Annotated in this window: 15 protein-coding genes; all 15 read left to right on the top strand. The window is 66.8% G+C overall.

Going from position 1 to position 17,984, the window contains the following annotated elements; translation table 11 throughout:
• Window positions 1–160 precede the first annotated feature (160 nt).
• The 15 genes from FA702_RS10575 to FA702_RS10505 all read left to right on the top strand — a co-directional run bounded on the left by FA702_RS10575 (window position 161) and on the right by FA702_RS10505 (window position 17,816).
• Window positions 161–4,525, top strand: a complete 4,365-nt coding sequence (locus FA702_RS10575) for a strawberry notch-like NTP hydrolase domain-containing protein (RefSeq protein WP_136956116.1) — start codon at window positions 161–163, stop codon at window positions 4,523–4,525.
• A complete protein-coding gene (locus FA702_RS10570) occupies window positions 4,525–5,589 on the top strand; it encodes a toprim domain-containing protein (RefSeq protein ID WP_136956115.1) in 1,065 nt (354 codons plus the stop codon). Before FA702_RS10575 ends, FA702_RS10570 begins: the two co-directional genes overlap by 1 nt.
• Window positions 5,590–5,939: 350 nt before the next feature.
• Window positions 5,940–6,881, top strand: a complete 942-nt coding sequence (locus FA702_RS10565; RefSeq protein WP_136956114.1) for a DUF2493 domain-containing protein — start codon at window positions 5,940–5,942, stop codon at window positions 6,879–6,881.
• Between the two features lie 1,690 nt (window positions 6,882–8,571).
• The gene (locus FA702_RS10560) at window positions 8,572–8,976 is read left to right on the top strand and encodes a single-stranded DNA-binding protein (RefSeq protein WP_136956113.1); all 405 of its coding nucleotides are present in this window, start codon (window positions 8,572–8,574) and stop codon (window positions 8,974–8,976) included.
• A 479-nt stretch (window positions 8,977–9,455) separates the two neighbouring features.
• Complete coding sequence (locus FA702_RS10555; RefSeq protein WP_136956112.1) at window positions 9,456–9,719, top strand: hypothetical protein; 264 nt, start codon at window positions 9,456–9,458, stop codon at window positions 9,717–9,719.
• Between the two features lie 155 nt (window positions 9,720–9,874).
• On the top strand, window positions 9,875–10,096 hold the full coding sequence (locus FA702_RS10550) for a transcriptional regulator domain-containing protein (protein WP_136956111.1): 222 nt from the start codon (window positions 9,875–9,877) through the stop codon (window positions 10,094–10,096).
• Window positions 10,097–10,136: 40 nt separating this feature from the next.
• The gene (locus FA702_RS10545; RefSeq protein ID WP_255504524.1) at window positions 10,137–10,658 is read left to right on the top strand and encodes a DUF2285 domain-containing protein; all 522 of its coding nucleotides are present in this window, start codon (window positions 10,137–10,139) and stop codon (window positions 10,656–10,658) included.
• 129 nt (window positions 10,659–10,787) lie between these two features.
• The gene (locus FA702_RS10540) at window positions 10,788–11,054 is read left to right on the top strand and encodes an AlpA family transcriptional regulator (protein WP_136956110.1); all 267 of its coding nucleotides are present in this window, start codon (window positions 10,788–10,790) and stop codon (window positions 11,052–11,054) included.
• Entirely contained in the window at window positions 11,051–11,557 is a 507-nt protein-coding gene (locus FA702_RS10535) for a DUF2840 domain-containing protein (protein WP_136956109.1), read from the top strand. The genes FA702_RS10540 and FA702_RS10535 overlap by 4 nt, the downstream gene beginning before the upstream one ends.
• Window positions 11,554–12,111 carry a S26 family signal peptidase gene (locus FA702_RS10530; protein ID WP_136956108.1) on the top strand — a complete coding sequence of 186 codons (558 nt, stop codon included), beginning with the start codon at window positions 11,554–11,556 and terminating at the stop codon, window positions 12,109–12,111. The genes FA702_RS10535 and FA702_RS10530 overlap by 4 nt, the downstream gene beginning before the upstream one ends.
• A 35-nt stretch (window positions 12,112–12,146) precedes the next feature.
• Entirely contained in the window at window positions 12,147–12,479 is a 333-nt protein-coding gene (locus tag FA702_RS10525) for a DUF736 domain-containing protein (protein WP_136956107.1), read from the top strand.
• Window positions 12,480–12,483: 4 nt separating this feature from the next.
• Entirely contained in the window at window positions 12,484–13,395 is a 912-nt protein-coding gene (locus FA702_RS10520) for a lytic transglycosylase domain-containing protein (protein WP_136956106.1), read from the top strand.
• 238 nt (window positions 13,396–13,633) lie between these two features.
• Window positions 13,634–15,391, top strand: a complete 1,758-nt coding sequence (locus tag FA702_RS10515) for a DUF3363 domain-containing protein (RefSeq protein ID WP_136956105.1) — start codon at window positions 13,634–13,636, stop codon at window positions 15,389–15,391.
• A gap of 16 nt (window positions 15,392–15,407) precedes the next feature.
• A complete protein-coding gene (locus FA702_RS10510; RefSeq protein ID WP_136956104.1) occupies window positions 15,408–17,381 on the top strand; it encodes a conjugal transfer protein TraG in 1,974 nt (657 codons plus the stop codon).
• Window positions 17,382–17,390: 9 nt separating this feature from the next.
• Window positions 17,391–17,816, top strand: a complete 426-nt coding sequence (locus tag FA702_RS10505) for a CopG family transcriptional regulator (RefSeq protein WP_136956103.1) — start codon at window positions 17,391–17,393, stop codon at window positions 17,814–17,816.
• Window positions 17,817–17,984: the final 168 nt, after the last annotated feature.

Genomic DNA, 17,984 nt, shown 5'->3' with positions numbered 1-17,984 from the left:
ACCGGATTCGTCGCGGCGCGGTGATCGGCGTGTCCGATGTGTTCTGACCGCACGCGACTGCAAGAGAGTGAGAGGCGGACCGGGAACGGGCGGGTCGGCCGGATCGAGAGAGAGCGTCCGGTGGCCCATTCCCTCCCGGCTCTCCTCAAGGACATTCGCCATGACTCTTGCTGCTCCCGCTGCCCGTTCGGCGGCGCCGTTTCCCGTCGCGCCCGGTTTCGCCGCGACCGCCCGGTCCATCCTTGCCGCCGCCGCGCTCATCCTGCCCGACCTCGAACGGGGCCGCGCCATCGACGCGCGCGCCCTGCGCTCGGCGATGGAGACCGCTTTTGGCGGCTCGGACGCCGATGGCGCCTGGGACTGGAAGACCGCCTACGACGCCTGCGAAGCCGCGCAGGTTCTGTTCCTGCGTAAATATGGCGGCCCGGTCCTGCGTAAATCCGCCTCGCCGCTCGCCGCGCTGGCGATGATCGAGAAGGTGGCGGCGCTGCTCCCCACCCATACGCGCCGCTCCGAGACCAGCCAAGCGTACCAGCAATTCTCGACCCCGGCCGGGCTGGGCTTCGTCGCCACTGTCGCGGCCGCGATCGGGCCGGGCGATCTGGTGCTCGAACCCTCCGCCGGCACCGGGCTCCTCGCGGTCCAGGCTGAGACGCGCGGGGGCAGCCTCGTTCTCAACGAGCTGGCCGAGATCCGCGCCGAGATGCTCGCGGGGCTTTTCGCCGATTGCCCCGTCACCCGCCACGACGCCGCGCATATCCATGACTATCTGCGCGCCGACATCGTGCCGAGCGTGGTGGTGATGAACCCGCCTTTCTCGGCCGTCGCCCATGTCGATCGCACGATGAAGGACGCGGCGCTGCGCCATATCGGGTCGGCGCTGGCCCGGCTCGCCGAGGGCGGCCGCCTGATCGCGATCACCGGGGCGAGCTGCGCGCCCGACAATTCCACCTGGACCGACAGCTTCATCGGGCTTCAGGAGCGCGGGCGCGTCCTGTTTTCCGCTGCGATCGACGGCCGCGTCTATGCCAAGCACGGCACGACCATCGACACGCGCCTGACCGTCATCGAGCGCGTTCCCGCCGATGATCCTTCCGTCTTCCCGGCCTCGCCGGGTGTTGCGCCCGACACCGCGACCCTGCTCGGTTGGGTGCTCGACCATGTGCCTCCGCGTGGGTCCGGCCCCGACGCGCCGCCGCCCGCCATGCCGGTGGCGCTGCCCGTCGCCATGCGGGCGATGTCGGCGAAGCCCGCCGTCCGCCGCCATGCCAGGCCAGCCACGCCCGCGCCCATCGTACTGCCGGAGGCGGCGGAGCTGGCCTATGAGGCAATTGACTGGACGCCCGCCGAAGCCGGCCGTCTGACCGATGCGATCTACGAGCCCTATGCGCTCCAGTCGCTGCGCATCGACGGCGCCAAGCCTCATCCGACGCCGCTGGTCCAATCGGCGGCGATGGCGTCGGTCTCGCCGCCCAAGCCGAGCTATCGGCCGACCTTGCCGGCGAACCTCGTCACCGACAGCATCCTGTCGGACGCCCAGCTCGAATCCGTGATCCTCGCGGGCGAGGCGCATGGCGGCCATCTCGCCGGAGCGTGGACGGTCGATGATAGCTGGGATGGCGTCACCGCCGCGCCGGACGATGCTGAGAAAGCCGTGCGCTTCCGTAGGGGCTGGTTCCTCGGCGACGGCACCGGCGCGGGCAAGGGCCGCCAGGTCGCGGGCATCATCCTCGACAACTGGCTGAAAGGCCGCCGCCGCGCCGTCTGGATCAGCCGTTCCGAGACCCTGCATCAGGACGCCATGCGCGATTGGGAGGCGCTCGGCCAGGAGCGCCTGCTGGTGACGCCGCTCTCCCGCTTCCGGCAGGGCACGGCGATCACGCTGGATGAGGGCGTCCTGTTCGCCACTTACGCCACCCTGCGGTCGCAGGAACGCGGCGCGAAGGCGAGCCGCGTGCAGCAGATCGTCGACTGGCTGGGCGCGGACTTCGACGGCGTGATCGTCTTCGACGAGGCGCACGCGATGGCGAACGCGGCCGGCGGCACCAGCGATCGCGGCGAGCAGGCGCCCTCGCAGCAGGGCCGCGCCGGGCTTCGGCTCCAGCACGCGCTACCCGATGCCCGCGTCGTCTATGTCTCGGCCACCGGCGCGACCACCGTGCAGAATCTCGCTTATGCCCAGCGCCTCGGCCTGTGGGGCGGCGAGGATTTCCCCTTCGCCACGCGCAGCGAGTTCATCGCGGCGATCGAGGACGGCGGCGTCGCGGCGATGGAGGTGCTGGCCCGCGACCTCAAGGCGCTCGGCCTCTATTCCGCCCGCTCGCTGTCCTTCGACGGCGTTGAGTATGAGATGCTCGAACATGCGCTGACGCGAGCGCAGATCGGCATCTACGACGCCTATGCGGGCGCGTTCCAGATCATTCACAACAATCTGGACGCGGCGATGCAGGCCGCCAACATCACCGGCGCGACCCGCACGCTCAACGCCCAGGCCAAGTCGGCGGCACGCAGCGCCTTCGAATCGGCCAAGCAGCGCTTCTTCAATCACCTCATCACGGCGATGCAGACGCCTTCGCTGATCGCCAGCATCGAGCGTGACCTGGCGGCCGGCCACAGCGCCGTCGTCCAGATCGTCTCGACCGGCGAGGCATTGCAGGAACGCCGGCTGGCCGACATCCCGACCGAGGAATGGGACGACGTTCGCGTGGACGTGACACCCCGCGAATATGTCCTGTCCTACCTCGAACACAGCTTCCCGGTGCAGCTCTACGAGCCGTTCACCGACAGCGAGGGCAATCTGTCGTCCCGGCCCGTCACCGACCCGGATGGCAATCCGGTCGAGTCCCGCGAGGCGGCCGCCCGCCGGGACCGACTGATCGAGCATCTGGCTTCGCTGGCGCCGGTGCCGGCCGCGCTCGACCAGATTCTCCACCACTTCGGGACCGATATGGTTGCTGAGGTGACGGGCCGTTCGCGGCGGATCGTCAAGCGGCGCGGATCGGACGGGATCGACCGCTATGTCGTCGAGAGCCGGCCGGGTTCGGCCAATGTCGGCGAGACCGACGCCTTCCAGAGCGACGCCAAGCGCATCCTGATCTTCTCCGACGCGGGGGGAACTGGCCGCAGTTATCACGCCGACCTCGGCGCGAGGAACCAGCGGCTGCGTGTCCACTATCTTCTGGAAGCGGGCTGGAAGGCCGACAACGCCATCCAGGGCTTCGGCCGCACCAACCGCACCAATCAGAAGCAGCCGCCGCTGTTCCGGCCGGTTACGACCGACGTGAAGGCGCAAAAGCGCTTCATCTCGACCATCGCACGCCGGCTCGACACGCTGGGCGCGATCACGCGCGGCCAGCGCCAGACCGGCGGCCAGGGGCTGTTCCGGCCGGAGGATAATCTGGAATCGCAATATGCGCGCGATGCGCTGCGCCAGCTTTATCGCCTGCTCTATGCGGGCAAGGTCGAGGGATGTTCGCTGCTCGCCTTTGAGGAGGCGACGGGTCTCAGCCTGCGCGACGACACCGGCCTCAAGGACGAGCTGCCGCCGATCACCACTTTCCTCAACCGGATGCTGGCGCTCACCATCGACTTGCAGAATGTCCTGTTCACCGCGTTCGAGGACTTGCTGACCGCCCGCATCGAGGGCGCCGTCGCGTCGGGAACCTACGAGCTGGGACTGGAGACGCTCCAGGCCGAGAGCTTCACGATCGCCGAGCGGAGCACCATCTATACCCATCCGGGCACCACGGCGGAGACGAGGTTGCTGACGATGGAACGCAAAGACCGCAATCGGCCCCTCACACTGGACGACGCGCTCGACCGGCTGTCGGACCCGCGCGCGGTCCTGCTGGTCAACGCACAATCGGGCCGTGCGGCCGTGCAGATACCGACGAAGGGCGCTTTGCTCGACGACGGCAGCGTCGAACGCCGCGTGCGGCTGGTCCGGCCGATGGAATCGACGCCGATGCCGCTGGAGGCGATGGCGCAGACGCAATGGCGCGAGGCGAGCCGGGCGGACTTCGCCCGCGCCTGGGAGGCGGAACTGGCCGAGGTGCCGGAGTTCGCCACCAGCACCATGCACATCGTCACGGGCCTGCTGCTCCCGATCTGGAAGCGCCTGCCGAACGAATCCACGCGCGTCTATCGGCTCCAGACCGATGATGGCGAGCGGATCGTCGGCCGCCGGGTGTCGCCCGCCTGGGTGGCGACGGCGACCGCCAATGACGATGGGCCGAGCCTCGACCCGCAAGCCGCCTTCGCCGCGCTGATGGACGGGCGCACCGTGCTCGACCTCGCTGAAGGTCTCCAGCTTCGCCGCGTGCGCGTGATGAACGCCTACCGGATCGAGCTGACCGGCTTCACCGACGCCATGCGCGAGCGGCTGACCGCCTACGGCCTGTTCCATGAGATCATCTCCTGGTCGCTCAGGATGTTCGTCCCCGTCGATGCCGTCGGCGTGGCCGTGCTGAAGCGCCTGATGGATCGCTGGCCGCTCCAGCGCATCGCCGACCGGGCGGTCGCGTGATGGGCCGGCTGTCGGATCAGGCAGGCGAACTCGCAAACCGTCTCGGCGATCGGGCCGAGGCGGTTTGCCGTCATTACCTGTCGAAGGGGCATCGCGAAGGCCGCTATTGGCTGGTCGGCGATGCCCACAACACGCCGGGGCGCAGCCTCTATGTGCGGCTGTCCGGCTCGGAGGATGGCCGGGGCGCGGCCGGCAAATGGACCGATGCCGCGACCGGCGAGCATGGCGACCTGCTCGACATCATCGCGCTCGCCTGCGGCCATTCGCAGCTCCGCGACACGCTGGACGAGGCGCGCAGCTTCCTCAGCCTGCCGCATCCCGAGCCTTGCGCCGATGGTCCCGGCCATGCGCGTGAGCCGAACGCGCCCACCGGCTCGCCGCAGGCCGCCAAGCGCCTGTTCGCCGCGTCCGGGCCTGTCCGTGGATCGCTCGCTCAAGCCTATCTGCGGGGACGCGCGATCACGGCCCTGCGGGCAGACGATCCGCTCCGTTTCCACCCGCGCTGCTACTACACCCCGTCGCGGAAGGACTTGCCCGGAACCCGCCGCGCATGGCCTGCCATGATCGCCGCCGTCACCGATGAGGGCGGCGCGATCACCGGCGTTCATCGCACCTGGCTCGACCCTGCCACATCGACCAAGGCGCCGGTGGTCACGCCTCGGCGCGCGATGGGTTTCCTTCTTGGGCACGGTGTCCGCTTCGGCAGACCGGATGCGGTGATGGCGGCCGGCGAAGGCATCGAGACCATCCTGTCGCTGCGTCAGGTCATGCCCGCCATGCCCATGATCGCCGCGCTGTCCTCGCCCCACCTTGGAGCCATCCTGTTCCCGTCCGCGCTCCGACGCCTCTATGTCGGCCGCGACGACGATCCGGCCGGCGACGCTGCGTTGGCGAGGTTGACCGAGCGGGCTTCCGGGGCCGGGATCGAGGTCGTGCCGCTCTCGCCCATGCTCGGCGATTTCAACGAGGATCTGCGCCTGGTCGGGGCCGAGCGGATGGCGGCGGCGCTGGCGGGGCAGCTCGTCCCCGAGGATGCGGGCCGTTTCCTGGCCATGCCCGGCTGAGCCGGAAAGGCGGCGTGGGCTTCGGCTCGGGGTTCGGCAAGGTCCGGCCTGCCGGTTGCGGTGACGCTTGCGATCATCGGAGAGGCCCGCGCCCTTGCTGCCTTCTTGAGAGGCGTTCGGGACGACAGCCGCCCCGGCCCGGCAACGGCGTTCGGCGGCTAATTTCCGCCGCGGCCGCGAGCGGCCGCTTTGCATCGCGAAACAAATTAGCCGCCGCCCTGCCGTCCGGCGCTGCGCTTGGCCGCCACCCCGCGAGGGGCGGGGTTGGCGGTGCAGGCCCGGTTCGCCCGCCGTCTTTCGACGCCTGCGAAGGCCGCGGAGGGCGCGGTCAACCGATGAGAGGCGTCGCCATGACAACCGACAATCCGCTTCCCGACCATGAACCCGAGCACGAGGAATCCCCCACCGCGTACTTGCTTCAGGAGATGGCCCTTTACGGATACCGGCCCTTCGAGGACGAGCCCGACCAGCGCCCGCTCCCCGACTCCCGCTCGGCCGAGGGTGCAGTCGCCGACATCTTCGACGCGATGGTTTCGTGCCTGATCGACACGCGGCTCGAACCCGATCTTGAAGATCTGCTCTGGAACATCACCAACGTCTTCCAGCGCGCCGGCGAACGGATCGAGCGCGAGTTGGACGACAACGAGTTCGCCCAGAAGCGCAGCCAGCGCGAACAGGATGGCTCCGAGGTGAAGTCGGTCGAGCTGGAGCGGCTGCTGCGCGAGGGCGCGACCATGATCGAGCGCCGGGACGCGATGGAGTTCTTCCGCGACGCCTGCGCCGATCACTACCGCATCCATATCCGCAAAGCCTGGACGCCGCGCTCCGGCTCGAAGGTCAACCGCAAGGCGCTCACCTCGGCGGTTATCTCCAGCCGCGACTTCATCAATGCGCGCAAATGGGCCGACAAGCAGGTGCTCATGCCGCCCGGCACCCGCATTGCGGTCTCCTCGGGTCCGGCGTTCAACGATGTCAATTTCATCTTCGCGACGCTGGACCGGATCAAGGCGAAGTTCCCCGACATGGTGCTGCTGCATGGCGCGACCGGCACCGGCGGCGAGCACATCTCCGTCCTGTGGGCGGACAATCGCGGCGTCCCGAGCGTCCCCTTCGAGCCCGATTGGGACAAGCACAAGCGGGCCGCGCCGTTCAAGCGCAATGACGATGTGCTTGAAACGATGCCGAAGGGTCTCGTCGTCTTTCCCGGCACCGGCATTCAGGACAACATCCGCGACAAGGCCAAGGCTATGGGCATCAAGGTCTGGGACTTTCGGCAGCGTGGCGGCGCGTAAGCGCCGCCAAACCTGTCACCCGATGGGAGCGGCCTCCTGCCACCGGCGATTGCCCGACATGGACGTAGGTAAAGCCCGGCCGTTCTGGCATATCGCCCGTTGCGTGTGATCCCGTGTGCGAAGTGAAGAGGGGCTCCCCACATCCGTTCCCATTCCTGATTTGCTCGGCATGATTCCGCTATGGCCCCAGCCAAGGTGATCGCGATTGCCCAAAGCTAATGCCTTCTTCCTGGGTCGGCTGCTGATTTGCGCACTTGGCCCCGGCGGGCGCCTCATCCGGGAAGCACCAAGACGCCAAGCAGAAAACCGGCGCAGATCGCGCCTACGGTTTCCGCAAACGCAACCTCTTGGCCTCGTTCGACACAGTTGATCGCTGGTGAAGTCGCTATAGGTCTGAACAATCACCCTGTCGGGGCATCCAACTCCGTTCTCCGCGCGCACCACCCCGCTCTTTGAGTCGCTATCCTTGGTCGGACGGATGGCCTGTCGCCATCAACCCGTAAAGGGTCCGCTACGCGAGCGTGCGGCCTTCAGGCTTCGCCTGTGCGGTGATTGCGGCCGTCCGCCCGACACTTCGGGCGCCTGTCGAGCGGGGATGGTCCCCGCTCCCAAAGACAGGAGCCGGTTCAATGTCCCTTAAAATCGCTCAGTCCCATGCCTGGAATCTCGCACGGACTCTGATGACCTCCATAATCGTCTTTAAGATCAGCGACCGTATCTTCGGCGTCGTCGAAGCACGTGAGTTCGATGGGGATATGGCCAGCATCGTTCACGAATATGATCCCTTCACGGCTTAATCGAAACGCTTCATCCGCCTTCGGCGCTGAACCGCACCGAAGGCGTCGACTGCAAAAACTGGCCGATGACATGCGCCGAGCCGGCCTCGCATCTTTTTCATACAGCCTGCAACCGCAGTGGGCCCGGCTGGCGAAAGGACAGAGGCGGTTGCGTAGTGCATCCCTGCCTTGCGCGGTCGCTCGGTTTTATTGGTAGTGGGCCATGCCTGCCGTTCATATCCAGCGCCCTTAGACCGCGCTGGACTTATCGGTCATTCCGCATGAAACCGACGAAGACCGGGGCGCGCCTCCTCCGGGCTCGCGCAACTCGGATCGGCAATGACTACGATGCCAGTCATCGCCGCCGCCCGTCTGCGCGCCTCGCTAGGCGTCCATTCGGCGAAATCCCATCGCCGCTTTTGTTGCTCTGGGCCGGTCTCTCCGGGGGAATGCCGGCGACCAGCAAAGTTCCTTTCCGGCGCCTGACTGGTTTGTCTTGTCCTCGGCAGAAACACGGGATCGGCAAACCGCACGTGGCCATCTGTCCCGTCAAACGACCCCAGCCGACATGGCAGGGCGAAGGCGAGGAAGCGGCGAAGTAGCAGCGCCCAGATTCGGCTACCGGGTTGATCGTGCGTTCACCGCTGTGAGATCCTCTGTTTTTGCAAATCGCTCCGTGCCGCTTCGCCGAGCGAACAGCCTCTCCGACTGACTGATCCCCTAAGCCCGTTCGGTTATCGCCAGCAACCCCCGCGGCTTCCGAACCGTGTTGGCGCTGAAGCGCCTGCCCGCACCACTTCGGGCCTTGGGGGTCAGGTCTCCGCTGCGCGTCGATGCCTGCTCCTCCCGACGGTCTTGGCCGGGTCTCGTCGGAGGGACGGTCCCTCGGACTTGAAGCAACGGAAACTTAGATCATGCAGAACATCGTCATACTCGCCGGCAACATCGGCCAGAATCCGGAAAGCCGCACCACGCAGGGCGGCACCCATATCACCCACTTCACCCTCGCAACCTCGCGCCCCCGCTATTCGGAGGGCAAAGTCGTTCGGGATGACAACGGTTATCGCGTGCAGGACACTGAATGGCACCGGATCACCGCCTTTAACGGCCTAGGCAAGACCATTCAGGAGCATTGCGAGAAGGGCATGAAAGTGCTGGTCCGCGGCCGCATCCACTATACCAAGTGGACCGACCAACAGGGTGCTGACCGCTACGGCTGCGAGATCATCGCCGAGACGGTGGACTTCCTGAGCCGGTCAAAGCCCGCGCAGACAGGCGGCGGCTCCTCCGACGGCCTTGACGATGACATTCCGTTCTGACCAGGAGCAGGTGAAGCCCGGCGGCTCAAGCCGCCGGGCTTCCTCAGTATCTTGAACGAGTGGGTCTAAAAGTGCGCTCGCCGGGCTTGCTCCCGGCTCGCGCTTGGTAGTGGAATTCTCGTTGCCGCTGCCGTAGAAGGACAGAGGGCCGCTACGCGGCGGCCTGGGGCGTGGAAACCCCGGAATATCCGGTTGGGCGTCGGCCGTGACGACGCCGCCATCCTTGACCGCATGGTCGGGGAGCCTGTGGCGTATACAACAGGCTCTCGGGCTAAAGGTCATAGGGACCGAGATATTCCGGTTTTCCAACTCCCCGATCACGGGTCATAGGAGCTGTTTGCGGGGGCGCACCGCAAATCAGCAGCCCTTTGGAGTGTCGGCGAGCCATGCAAGATTCGCCGCCAATCATGCCTATTACGCACATAGAAAATGCAGTGACCTGATCTAGTTAGTTAAGGGCACGGATCGGCGAGAATGAGATGAACAACAAATTTTTCGATGATTGCGCGCCCAACTCTGCCGATCTTACGGCTTATGATGAAGGCCATCTCAGCGATTACTTGTGGTTGCTCGACGCTGATGCCGTCGGGGCGGATTGGCGTGAAACCGCTGGTTTGATCTTCGGTATCGACGTTGCACGTGAGCCGGATCGTGCAAAGCTCATGCACGAAAGCCACCTTGTCCGTGCGCGATGGATGACGGAAATCGGGTACGCCTATTTGCTAAGAACAGGGCGCGGCTAAATAGTTAATATTACTCTCCATTTCGGACCAATCGCCAGTTCACATTACTGCCTACACGGCATGGTTGTGAGCACACTTAGCGCTATCGCGCGTACTCTACATGACGATCTTGGACCTTTCATAGGCCGCGCTAAAAGCGTGATTGAGAGGATGCCATGCCGACGCCGCCAGCGCGTCGCCAGCGGCGCATCGGCAGACTGTCCGATGCGCTGGGGCGCGCCGACATAGCCGCCGAGTTTTTACGCCGAAATCGCACCTATCGCGCCGAATATGCGCAGATGCAGCAGCGCATCGCAGACGGCGCCGTCGCCAAGAACGCCGCCGAAACGGTGTTCGCGCGGCATTGGGGGTTATCCTTTCGCCACGGCGCCGGATGACCTGACCGACCCCATCATCTGGCGGCCAGAGCTGTCCGCCGTGACCGTCATCCTCGACGCCGCGCCGGATGGTTTCGCGACCGCCCAGCCGGTCGATCCACGCACGCTCGGTGCGCTGCTCGCGGACTTAGCGGGGATTGACGGGCGCCATGTCATTGTCGCTGACGCGGCCGGCGAGCACCGTCTGTGGCTGCGTAACTCGACACCCGGCCGGCCGCTCGCCGCCATCGTTCCGCTCGACCGGGACTTCGTTACCCGCATCGCCACCCTGTTGCGCTTCCATCGGCGGCTGCTCGGCCGGGAGGCCGGTCCGTTGCCGCGCGGTTGGCCGCTCACACCCTATCGTTTGGCCCGCCTAAACCTGATCCTCCGCGCCCTTGATTTGCGTGATGGCGGTGCAACCTATCGCCAGATCGCGGTCGAGCTGGGGCGCGAGGATGCGACCAAGCTCTCCGCTAGCGACTGGAAAATGTCAGCGACCCGGTCATTCGTGGTTCGCCTAGTCCGTGATGGCATCGCCATGATGAAAGGTGACTACCGCAAGCTGCTCCGCATCCGCTGAATCGCCCACTCCGGCCCGCTGTCGCGGGGGGGGGTCACATCCGCGCAGCCGCACATCTTCATACCCCACCCAGCCGCTTGCATTCTGACAATTACGCCTCCTGCCGCCACCACCCGCAGGAGCCGTCACTTGTCCGATACGCCCACCAACTTGCCGCCCCGCTTCCTGCGCACGCCGGAAGCCGCACGCTTCCTTGGCCTTTCCGGTCGCACGCTGGAGAAACACCGCTATTTCGGCACCGGCCCCGCTTACCGCCGAATCGGCGGTCGCGTCGTCTATTCGGTCGATGACCTGCGAGCATGGGCCGACATCGGTATCAAGCATTCGACGTCCGATCCGGGTCAGGACGACCTTATGCCGCGCAAGGATTCGGCCATCGCCCGGAGCCGGCGATGACCGTCCCGCCGTCACCCATGCGTCACCACCAGCCGTCCGACGACGGTATGACCCGCGTTGAACTGACCTGGATCGAGAAGCGGATCGAGCACTGGATCAGGTTTGGCCGCGTTACCGTGGACGAGATCGTCGATCGCCGCCGCCGCATCGTCCGCTTTCGGCCCGGCGCGATCTTCGCGTTCGTCCGCTGGGCGGCGAACGACTATGGCACGATCAATTCGCGCATCGACATCGTGCGCGCGGTCGGCAAGAGCGAGCCGTTCACCACGTTGCCGTTCGTGCGGCCGGGTGGCGACATCCTGCTCAAGGTCGAGGGCTGGCCCAAGGTCAGCCAAGTGCTCGTCGCGATCGACGCGACCGAGGCGGCCGGCGTCGATCCGTGCGACGCCGCGCCCGACCACTGGCGGCACGTTCATAACCGCATCGCCGCCGGACAAATCCCGCGTCCTTACACACAGGAGCGTCATCGCGCCTGGCTCAAGCGCCGGGAGATCGAGGGATGACGCGCCGTTTCTATTTTCGCGCGACCGCCGCCGCTGCGTCAGTGTTTGTCCTGTCATTTGCTGCCGTCGCGCTGACCGATCCGCTGCCGCGCATCATCTGGAACGCTAGCGCGAGCGCGCCCCTCGGCCTTTATCGCATACGGCCCGACAGCGATCCGCCCGTTGGCGCGCTTATCGCCGTCGCGCCGCCCGAACGGCTCGGCCATTGGATGGCTGAGCGCGGCTATCTCGGCCACGACGTGCCGCTGTTGAAGCATGTCGCCGCCAAGACGGGGCAGCGCGTTTGCCGGATCGGCGCCACAGTCAGCGTTGACGAGCGGGCGGTTGCCGTCGCCCTGATCCGGGACCGGGTCGGCCGTCCGCTGCCCGCGTGGCAAGGTTGCCGCACGCTCGCAGCCGGTGAGCTGCTGCTGCTCAACCCCGATCATCCCGACAGCTTGGACGGTCGCTATTTCGGGCCGCTGCCAGCCTCAACCGTACTCGGCCGCGCGATCCCGATCATCACCCGCGACACCCCCGAAGCGCCGCTGACGTGGCGTGCAGCTCGGCCTTGAATCCCCCTCCACCCACCAAACGAAAGGACATTCCCATGCAGATCGGCAGCTTTTTCCGCACCGAAAACGGCTATGAAGGCATCATCGAGACAGCGACGCTCGACATCCGTATCTCGATCGTTCCGGCCGAGCAGAGCGACGCCGACAAGGCGCCCGACTGGCGCGTCCACCGCGGCGACAGCGAAGGCCCGGAGATAGGCGCGGGCTGGAACGAGACCGGCGAGCGCGCGGGAGATTACGTCTCGGTGCGCATCGACGACCCCGCGTTCGCACAGCCGATCCGCGCCGCGCTGTTCCAGACCACGGGCGACAAATCGGCCTGGTCGCTGCGCTGGAATCGCCAGCCAAAGACGCGCGAGCAGGACTGAGCCGGTGCGATCCATCTTCATCCCTTTGTTCGCGGGAAAGCCGTCTCATCCCTTCGTCCCGCTCGGCCCAAGGCCGGCCAACGCGCGCAGCGGAGGTCAAGGGCGGCCGAAGGTCGGCGCTTCGCGCGAACCCTTTACCGCAGAGAGCACGGTGGCAGGCTGGCGGCGAAGCGGAGTCGGTTCGGCCATATTGATTGCCGCCGTTCTGCTGTCCAGTGGCGCTGCGCCGGGAACGGCTTGGGCGCAACAAGCGACCGTCGCCGTCCCGGTCGCAGCACATCCTTACGCCGGCGATGTCGCCGACGCCGCGCGGCGGTTCGGCATCCCCGAAGTGTGGATTTGGGCGGTCATGCGTGTCGAAAGCCGAGGCAATTCGCGCGCCGTCTCGCGGGCTGGCGCGATGGGGCTGATGCAGATCATGCCCGCGACCTGGGCAGGGCTGCGCGCCCGTTACGGTCTCGGAACCGACCCGTTCGACGTGCGCGACAACATCATGGCGGGTGCGGCTTATCTGCGCGAGATGCACGACCGCTACGGCAATCCTAGCGCGATGCTGGCGGCCTATAATGCGGGACCGGGGCGCTACGATGACTATGTATCGCGCGGCCGCCCGCTGCCCGCCGAGACGGTCGGCTATCTCGCGCAACTTACGGCCGTAGTTGGCGCACCGGGAGCGGTCGAAACGGCGGTGAGTGCGCCGCCGGATCGCTTCGCGTGGCGTCGTGCGGCGCTGTTCGTCCGCATCACAGGCAGCGGGTCCGTGTCGCCGGCCGCGCAATCGGACGACACATCCGATGCGCCGTCAACGATCGCGCCACGTCCTACCGAAGCGCAAGAAGGCGCTGTGCCTTCGTCACCGGAAACGCAGGCGGACACGTTGTTCGTTCCCCGCGCCCGCGCGGGCCGACCGCAATGACCGGTGCTCGCTCCCGATCGGCCACCGGATTCAACAAGGGAACCGGGAGGGCAGGAAACTGGGGGGAGGTGCGAGGGCAAGATATAAGCCGCACCCCGTTTCGCCGAAAAGCTCTGGCTTTTCCGTGGCTTCACATGGGGGCGTCGGTCGGCGCGCGTGCCGCACGGAAGAAAAAAGGCAGAGAAAACAACGCCTCGAATGGCACCGCAGGCCATTTTCGACCGAAAGCGGCCCGGCCATGACCGAGGACAGCGACTTTCGCGTCCGGCCGGGCAAGGCCAAGCGCAGCAAGGCGCAGGGGCGCAACGCACGCGGCCTTGTCGCCGAAGTGCTGCGCGTCGCGGCGATCCACAGCAGCGGCCGGCGCACCGCCGGCGGGCCGCGCCGTGGCGGCCACTCGCATTTCGGACAGGGCCGCACGGCCTTCGCCCGCAGTCGGCTGTTCGGATCGCAGCGCCGGGTGTTGGTCAAGATGCTGCCTGTCACCGCCCGCAGCCGGGGCGGGCGGCGCATGGCGCCGCTGTCCGCGCACATCGCCTATCTGAAACGCGACGGCGTGACCCGCGACGGCTCGCCGACGCGCATGTTCGACTCGGACGGGGACCGCGCCGACGATCGTGGCTTCGCCGAGCGATGCAAGGATGATCGGCACCATTTCCGCATCATCGTCTCGCCCGAGGATGCGGCCGAGTTGACCGACCTGCGCGAATACACCCGCGATCTCGTCCGGCAGATGGAAAGCGACCTCGGCACGCGGCTCGATTGGGTAGCGGTCGATCACTGGAATACCGACAACCCGCACGTCCATCTGCTGGTGCGCGGCGTCAACGATCAGGGCCAGGATCTCGTTATTGCCCGCGACTATATCGGCCACGGCCTGCGCTCGCGCGCCGAGGAACTGGCCTTCGCCGAGCTGGGGCCGAAGCCCGAGCATGAAGTGCAGCGCGCGCTCGACCGAGAGGTGACGGCCGAGCGCTGGACCCGGCTCGATGCAGAGATCGGGCGCGCCGCCGACGAACTGGGTGTGATCGACCTGCGCGCCGAGCGGCCTGGCCCGGACGATCCGCGTCTCCGCCGTTTGATGGTCGGGCGGTTGCAACATCTGAAGACGATGGGGCTCGCGGCCGAGGGCGATCCGGGCCGATGGGCGGTCGCCGAGGGGGCGCAGACGAAGTTGCGCGAGCTGGGCACGCGCGGCGACATCATCCGCACCATCGGCCAGGCACTGAAGGATCAGGGACAGCATCGCCCGCTCGATAGCTATGCGGTCGTCAGCGGTGCGCCCGAGAAGCCGATCGTCGGCCGGCTGATCGACAAGGGGCTGCACGACGAACTCTATGGAGCCGCCTATGCCGTGATCGACGGCACGGACGGGCGGACCCATCATGTCCGGCTACCCGGCATCGAGGCGCTGGAGCATAGCCCCAAGCTCGGCGGCATCGTCGAACTGCGTGGCGTTGGACGGCCCGGCGAGGAGAAGCCGACGCTCGTGCTGGCGACGCGATCGGACCTCGACCTTGCCGCACAGGTGAAAGCGCCCGGCGCGACCTGGCTCGACCATCGCCTTATCGAGCGCGGCGCGGGTGTGGCGGACGGCGGGTTCGGCGCGGAAGTACATCGAGCGATGGATTCGCGCACCGACCATCTCGTCAAGGAGGGGCTGGCGCGGCGCTTCGGCGAGCGCACGGTGTTCGAGCGCGGGATGCTCGACACGCTGCGCAAGCGTGAGCTGGATTCCGTCGGCGCAAAGATCGCGGGCGAAACCGGGCGGACCTACCGGCCCACCGCATCCGGCGAGAAGATCGCGGGCGTCGTCCGCCAGCGCCTCGCGCTGGCGTCGGGCCGCTTCGCCATGATCGACGATGGCCTTGGCTTCCGGCTCGTGCCCTGGGCCAGCCCCCTCGAACAGCAACTCGGCCGTCAGGTCTCCGGCGTCGTCCGGGCCGGTGGCGGCATCGACTGGGCGCTAGGCCGCAAGCGCGGCCTCGGCATCTGACTGAAGGAGAAAAGCCATGTCCGCGACGAAGATATTATGGGGCCAGGTCATCACGGTGTTCCTGATCGTGTTGGTCGGCGTGTGGGGCGCGACCCAATGGACCGCGGCGGCGCTCGCCTATCAGGCCGAGCTTGGTCCGCCGTGGTTCGTGGCGTTCGACTGGCCGATCTATCCGCCGCCGGCCTTCTTCTGGTGGTGGTTCTCGTTCGACGCCTATGCGCCGCAGATATTCCAGACCGGCGCGTTCATCGCCGTCTCGGGCGGGTTTGCCGCGATCGTCGTCGCGATCGGCATGTCGGTGTGGCGAGCGCGCGAACTGAAGAACGCCGAGACCTATGGCTCGGCGCGCTGGGCGAGTGTGCGGGAGGTGCGCGCCGCCGGGCTGCTCGGGCCAAACGGCGTCATGCTCGGCAAGCTCGCCCGCGACTATCTGCGCCACGACGGCCCCGAGCATGTGCTGTGCTTCGCGCCGACACGCAGCGGCAAGGGCGTCGGCCTGGTCGTGCCGTCATTGCTGACCTGGCCGGCATCGGCGATCGTCCACGACATCAAGGGCGAGAACTGGACCCTGACAGCCGGCTTCCGGTCTCGGCACGGCCGCGTGCTGCTGTTCGATCCGACCAATGCGCAGTCGGCCGCATATAACCCGTTGCTGGAAGTGCGGCGCGGCCAGTGGGAAGTGCGCGACGTGCAGAACGTCGCCGACGTGCTGGTGGACCCGGAAGGCTCGCTGGAGCGTCGGAACCATTGGGAGAAAACCTCCCACTCGCTGCTCGTCGGCGCCATCCTCCACGTCCTCTATGCGGAGACCGACAAAACCTTGGCCGGCGTCGCCGGATTTTTGTCGGACCCGGCGCGCACGATCGAGCAGACCCTGGCGGCGATGATGGCGACGCCGCATTTGGGCGAAGCCGGCGTGCATCCCGTCGTCGCTTCGGCCGCGCGCGAGCTGCTGAACAAGTCGGACAACGAACGCTCGGGTGTGCTCTCGACCGCCATGTCGTTCCTCGGCCTCTATCGTGATCCCGTGGTCGCGCAGGTCACGCGGGCGTGCCAGTGGCGCATATCGGATCTAGTGGAGGACGATCGGCCGGCCACGCTCTATCTGGTCGTGCCGCCCAGCGACATCTCGCGCACCAAGCCGCTGATCCGCCTCATCCTCAACCAGATCGGGCGCCGACTGACCGAGGAACTGACACCGAAGGGCAACCGCCATCGCGTGCTCTTAATGCTCGATGAGTTCCCCGCACTTGGCCGGCTCGATTTCTTCGAGTCCGCCCTGGCGTTCATGGCGGGCTACGGCCTCAAGGCGTTTCTGATCGCGCAGTCATTGAACCAAATCGAGAAGGCTTACGGCCCGAACAACGCGATCCTCGACAACTGCCATGTCCGTGTCAGCTTCGCCACAAACGACGAGCGCACCGCCAAGCGCGTGTCCGATGCGCTCGGCACCGCGACCGAGATGCGGGCGATGAAGAACTATGCCGGGCACCGGCTGTCGCCGTGGCTGGGTCATCTGATGGTGTCACGGTCCGAGACCGCCCGCCAGCTCCTCACGCCGGGCGAGGTGATGCAGCTCCCGCCCGACGACGAGATCGTCATGGTGGCGGGCGTGCATCCGATCCGGGCGAAGAAGGCGCGCTATTTCCAGGACAGCCGCTTGTCAGAGCGGATCGCGCCGCCGCCCACATCGATCGCTGCCGAGATCCGTCCCGACGATTGGACAGGGCGGCAGGCGGCGGCCGATCCCAGCCACATCGCGCGAATAGTTCGCGAGGCCGAGGATGCCGCCAACGGTGGGCTGCGCCGCGAACCGGAGCTGCCTGAGCATGTTGCCATTGTGCCCGAAACATCGCCGCCACCGGCGCAGGAGTTTTCGATCGTCGAAGACGATCAGGACGATGCGGCGCGGCAGGCCGCCGTGCGCCGCCGAATGCAGGGGATCGCGCGGCAGGCGTCACTCGACCCCGGCGACGGCATTGAACTGTAGGAGGCTGTGATGCGGACCCGTCTCAACGTCTATTTCCCGCCCGCGCTCGCCAAGCAGGTTGACGAGCTGGCGATACGGCGTCGCATCTCACGCTCGGCGATCGTAGAGGCGGCGGTGGCGTCCTACCTGTCGCCCGACGGCGCCGACCGGATGGAGGCAGCGTTCGCCCGTCGCCTCGACCGACTGTCGCGTCAGGTGCAGCGGCTTGAGCGTAATACGGGCCTTTCGACTGAGGCGCTGGCGCTGTTCGTCCGCTTCTGGCTGTCCGTGACCCCACCGCTGCCGGACGAGGATCAGGCGGCCGCCCAAGTGAAGGGGCGCAAACGCTACGAAGGCTTCATCGAAACGCTCGGCCGGCGCTTCGCCAGCGGCAAGAGCGTGCTCGACGAAATCCCCGAAGATGTATGGCCCAAAACGCCGAGCGATTCGGAATAAACTTCCCGAGATCGTCGGTTCGGCCGAGGATGTGATCCGCACTCGGTAAGTATGTGCCGCCGCCTCTACTACGCCTCTAACGAACTATTGCAGAAGCCGATTTTCTGGCTCTCTTGATGTGCTCCTGACGCCGGGCGGCGGTTCGCCCGGTCCATTGCAGGGGCCATG

The organism is Novosphingobium sp. EMRT-2 (assembly GCF_005145025.1).
In the GTDB taxonomy this organism is placed as follows: domain Bacteria; phylum Pseudomonadota; class Alphaproteobacteria; order Sphingomonadales; family Sphingomonadaceae; genus Novosphingobium.
This window is presented reverse-complemented; position numbering and strand designations above follow the sequence as displayed.

Excerpts from the sequence above, each read along its gene's own strand:
- FA702_RS10575 (WP_136956116.1), top strand. The coding sequence starts at position 161 with ATGACTCTTGCTGCTCCCGCTGCCCGTTCGGCGGCGCCGTTTCCCGTC.
- FA702_RS10570 (WP_136956115.1), top strand. The coding sequence starts at position 4,525 with ATGGGCCGGCTGTCGGATCAGGCAGGCGAACTCGCAAACCGTCTCGGC.
- FA702_RS10565 (WP_136956114.1), top strand. The coding sequence starts at position 5,940 with ATGACAACCGACAATCCGCTTCCCGACCATGAACCCGAGCACGAGGAA.
- FA702_RS10560 (WP_136956113.1), top strand. The coding sequence starts at position 8,572 with ATGCAGAACATCGTCATACTCGCCGGCAACATCGGCCAGAATCCGGAA.
- FA702_RS10555 (WP_136956112.1), top strand. The coding sequence starts at position 9,456 with ATGAACAACAAATTTTTCGATGATTGCGCGCCCAACTCTGCCGATCTT.
- FA702_RS10550 (WP_136956111.1), top strand. The coding sequence starts at position 9,875 with ATGCCGACGCCGCCAGCGCGTCGCCAGCGGCGCATCGGCAGACTGTCC.
- FA702_RS10535 (WP_136956109.1), top strand. The coding sequence starts at position 11,051 with ATGACCGTCCCGCCGTCACCCATGCGTCACCACCAGCCGTCCGACGAC.
- FA702_RS10530 (WP_136956108.1), top strand. The coding sequence starts at position 11,554 with ATGACGCGCCGTTTCTATTTTCGCGCGACCGCCGCCGCTGCGTCAGTG.
- FA702_RS10525 (WP_136956107.1), top strand. The coding sequence starts at position 12,147 with ATGCAGATCGGCAGCTTTTTCCGCACCGAAAACGGCTATGAAGGCATC.
- FA702_RS10515 (WP_136956105.1), top strand. The coding sequence starts at position 13,634 with ATGACCGAGGACAGCGACTTTCGCGTCCGGCCGGGCAAGGCCAAGCGC.
- FA702_RS10510 (WP_136956104.1), top strand. The coding sequence starts at position 15,408 with ATGTCCGCGACGAAGATATTATGGGGCCAGGTCATCACGGTGTTCCTG.
- FA702_RS10505 (WP_136956103.1), top strand. The coding sequence starts at position 17,391 with ATGCGGACCCGTCTCAACGTCTATTTCCCGCCCGCGCTCGCCAAGCAG.